The organism is Kitasatospora sp. NPDC059817 (genome assembly GCF_042731835.1).
In the GTDB taxonomy this organism is placed as follows: Bacteria; Actinomycetota; Actinomycetes; order Streptomycetales; family Streptomycetaceae; genus Kitasatospora.
In genome coordinates, this window is the sequence record NZ_JBHWIR010000208.1 from 8,951 (window position 1) to 12,381 (window position 3,431).

3 protein-coding genes are annotated in these 3,431 nt (G+C 74.3%); all 3 read left to right on the forward strand.

The window, feature by feature from the left end; translation table 11 throughout:
- Positions 1–146 precede the first annotated feature (146 nt).
- Positions 147–509, forward strand: a complete 363-nt coding sequence (locus ACFV61_RS30495) for a metalloregulator ArsR/SmtB family transcription factor (protein WP_063345900.1) — start codon at positions 147–149, stop codon at positions 507–509.
- A 163-nt stretch (positions 510–672) separates the two neighbouring features.
- Positions 673–2,034 (forward strand): MFS transporter, encoded by a 1,362-nt coding sequence (locus ACFV61_RS30500; protein WP_380495116.1) that lies wholly within the window; start codon positions 673–675, stop codon positions 2,032–2,034.
- A 136-nt stretch (positions 2,035–2,170) separates the two neighbouring features.
- Positions 2,171–3,431: heavy metal translocating P-type ATPase (locus ACFV61_RS30505; protein WP_380495118.1), on the forward strand; the 1,261-nt coding region annotated here is incomplete at its 3' end.

The following is a 3,431-nucleotide window of genomic DNA, read 5'->3' on the forward strand; positions in this document are numbered from 1 at the left end:
TCACCACCCCCGACGGCACCCGCCGGCTCGAAGCCCGCTGGGGCCCCGGCCGCTGAACCGGGCCCGCCCCGGCGGCCCCGACAGCGCGGGGCCATCACGTGCGCACGCGTGCACGCATCGGGCGCACGCCGACCTACGATGAGCACATGAGCACAAGCACCGATCTGGCAGCTGCACACGGCTCGCAGGAGCAGGGGCAGGACAGCGGCGAGCGACTGGACGTCGCCGCGTCCGTCCTCGCCCTGCTCGCGGACCGCACCCGACTTGCGCTGCTGCACCGGCTCGGCGCGGGCGAGGCCGACGTCACCTCCCTCATCGAGGCGTGCGGGGCCCCGCGCACCTCCGTCAGCCAGCACCTCGCGAAGCTCCGCCTCGCGGGCCTGGTCACCACACGCAGGGACGGGCGCCGCGTCGTCTACTCGCTGCGCCACGGGCACCTTCGGCGCCTGGTCGACGAGGCGCTGAACGTCGCCGACCACCAGATCGGCTCCCTGCCGCCGCACGACTGACCCGCCATACGACCGACCCGCCGCACGACCGACCCGACCCGACCCGCCCCCGCTGACCGGAACGGCAGCGAGGACCGCGCCATCGCAACGAACACGTGCACACGTATGCACGTGTTGGATATGATGGTGCCGCCGCACCACGCCGCCGACCGGGACGGGGCCGATGCTGTCCACACTGCGCAACCGCACCTACCGCCACCTGTTCGCAGCCCAGGTCATCGCCCTGGTGGGCACGGGCCTGGCCACCGTGGCACTGAGCCTGCTCGCCTACGACATCGCCGGCGCCGACGCCTCGGCCGTCCTCGGCACCGCGCTGGCCGTCAAGATGGTCGCCTACGTGGCCGTCGCACCGGCGGTCGGCGCCCTCGCCGACCGCATTCCGCGCCGAACGCTGCTGGTGGCGATGGACCTCACCCGCGCCGCCGTCGCGCTCGCCCTGCCGTTCGTCAGCCAGGCCTGGCAGATCTACGTCCTGATCTTCCTGCTCCAGGCCGCCTCGGCCGCCTTCACACCGGCCTTCCAGGCCACCATCCCCGAGGTGCTGCCAGCCGAACGGGACTACACCCAGGCGCTGTCGATGTCCCGCCTCGCCTACGACCTGGAGTCCCTGTTCAGTCCCGCGCTCGCCGCGGGCCTGCTCGCGCTGGTCCCGTACACCTGGCTGTTCACCGGCACCACCGCGGGCTTCCTCGCCTCCGCCACCCTGGTCGTCTCCGTCGTCCTGCCCAAGCCCGCCCCCGTCGAGCGGACCGGCAGCGCCTACGCCAAGGCCGCCTTCGGCGCCCGCCTGTTCTGGGCCACCCCCCGCCTGCGGGCCCTGCTCGCGCTCGACCTCGCGGTCGCCGCCGCCGGGGCGATCGTCTTCGTCGACACGGTCGTCGCGGTCCGCGAGCACTTCCACCGCCCGGCCGGCGCGGTCTCGCTCGCCCTGGGCGCCTACGGAGCCGGCTCCATGCTGACCGCCCTGCTCCTGCCCCGGCTCCTGCGGCGACTCTCCGACCGCGCCGTCATGCTCCCGGCCGCCTTCGCGCTCCCCGCCGTCCTGGCCGCCGTCGCCGCCGTCACCGCCGCGGCCCCGGGCGACTGGTCCTGGGGCGCGCTGCTGGCGTCCTGGGCCGCGATCGGCGCCGCCTGTTCCGCCGTCCTCACGCCGGGCGGGCGCCTGATCCGCCGCTCCGCCGCCGACGCGGACCTGCCGGCCGCCTTCGCGGCGCAGTTCTCCCTCTCGCACAGCTGCTGGCTGCTCACCTACCCCCTCGCCGGCTGGCTCGCCGCCGGCGCCGGCCTCCCGGTGACCGCCGTCGTCCTCGGCGCCATCGCCCTGCTCGCCGCCACCGCCGCCACCGCGATCTGGCCCGCCCGCGACCCCGCCAGGCTCGACCACGTCCACGCCGACCTGCCCCCGGGCCACCCCCACCTCACCGACGCCCACCCGGCCGCGGACGGCTGGCTCCACGGCCACGACTACGTCATCGACCAGTACCACCGCCACTGGCCACAAGGCCTCACCGCGCGGGCCAACTAGCCAGGGCTACCGGGCGGGGCGACAGCTCCATCACCCGGGAGGGTCAATCCAGCGGGAATAAATGAAGAGCTGTTCATGTATTCCTGTATGGTCGACGCGTCGCCCCGTCGTGTCCGCGTGGAGGAACACCACAGCCATGTCCGCAACCCTCACCGAGCGCCCAGCCGCCGCAGCCTCGCGCGGCGGCGCCGCTCCCAAGCGCCGTACGCGCGTCTTCGCGCTGGCCGAGGCCCGCTGGGCCGCCGCCGCGACCGTCGCCTTCCTGACCGCCCTGCCGCTCCAGCTGACCGGCGCGCCGGCCTGGGCCTGGGGGCCGCTGTACGCGATCGCCTACGCCACCGGCGGCTGGGAGCCCGGCTGGGCCGGACTTCAGGCGCTGCGCGAGAAGACCCTCGACGTCGACCTGCTGATGATCGTCGCCGCGATCGGCGCGGCCTCGATCGGGCAGGTGATGGACGGCGCGCTGCTGATCGTCATCTTCGCCACCTCGGGCGCGCTGGAGGCGCTGGCCACCGCCCGCACCCAGGACTCGGTGCGCGGCCTGCTCGACCTCGCCCCCACCACCGCCACCCGCCTGCTGGACGACGGCGGCGAGGAGACCGTCGCCACCGAGGACCTGGTGGTCGGCGACACCATCCTGATCCGCCCCGGCGAGCGCGTCGGCGCCGACGGCCGCGTCCTGGACGGCGCGAGCGAGATCGACCAGGCCACCATCACCGGCGAGCCGCTGCCGGCCGCCAAGCAGCAGGGCGACGAGGTCTTCGCCGGCACCCTGAACGGCACCGGCGCCCTGCGGGTGAAGGTCGAGCGCGACGCCTCCGACTCGGTGATCGCCCGGATCGTCGCCATGGTCGAGGAGGCCTCGGAGACCAAGGCCCCCACCCAGCTGTTCATCGAGAGGGTCGAGCAGCGCTACTCCCTGGGCATGGTCTTCGCGACCCTCGCCGTCTTCCTCGTCCCGCTGGCCTTCGGCGCCGCCGTGACCGGCTCGCTGCTGCGGGCGATGACCTTCATGATCGTCGCCTCGCCCTGCGCCGTGGTGCTGGCCACCATGCCGCCGCTGCTCTCCGCGATCGCCAACGCCGGCCGCCACGGCGTCCTGGTGAAGTCCGCCGTCGTGATGGAGCGGCTCGGGCAGGTCGACGCGGTCGCGCTGGACAAGACCGGCACCCTCACCGAGGGCACCCCCCGGATCACCGACCTGCTCCCCCTCGCCGGCAGCGGCCTGGACGAGGACGAACTGCTGACCCTGGCGGCCGCCGCCGAGCACCCCAGCGAGCACCCGCTGGCCCGCGCGGTGGTCGACGCCGCCCGCCGGCGCGGCCTCGACCTGCCGGTCGCCGCGGGCCTGTGGCGTATACACAACAGACGCAGACGCCCACCAATCAAGTGTAAAT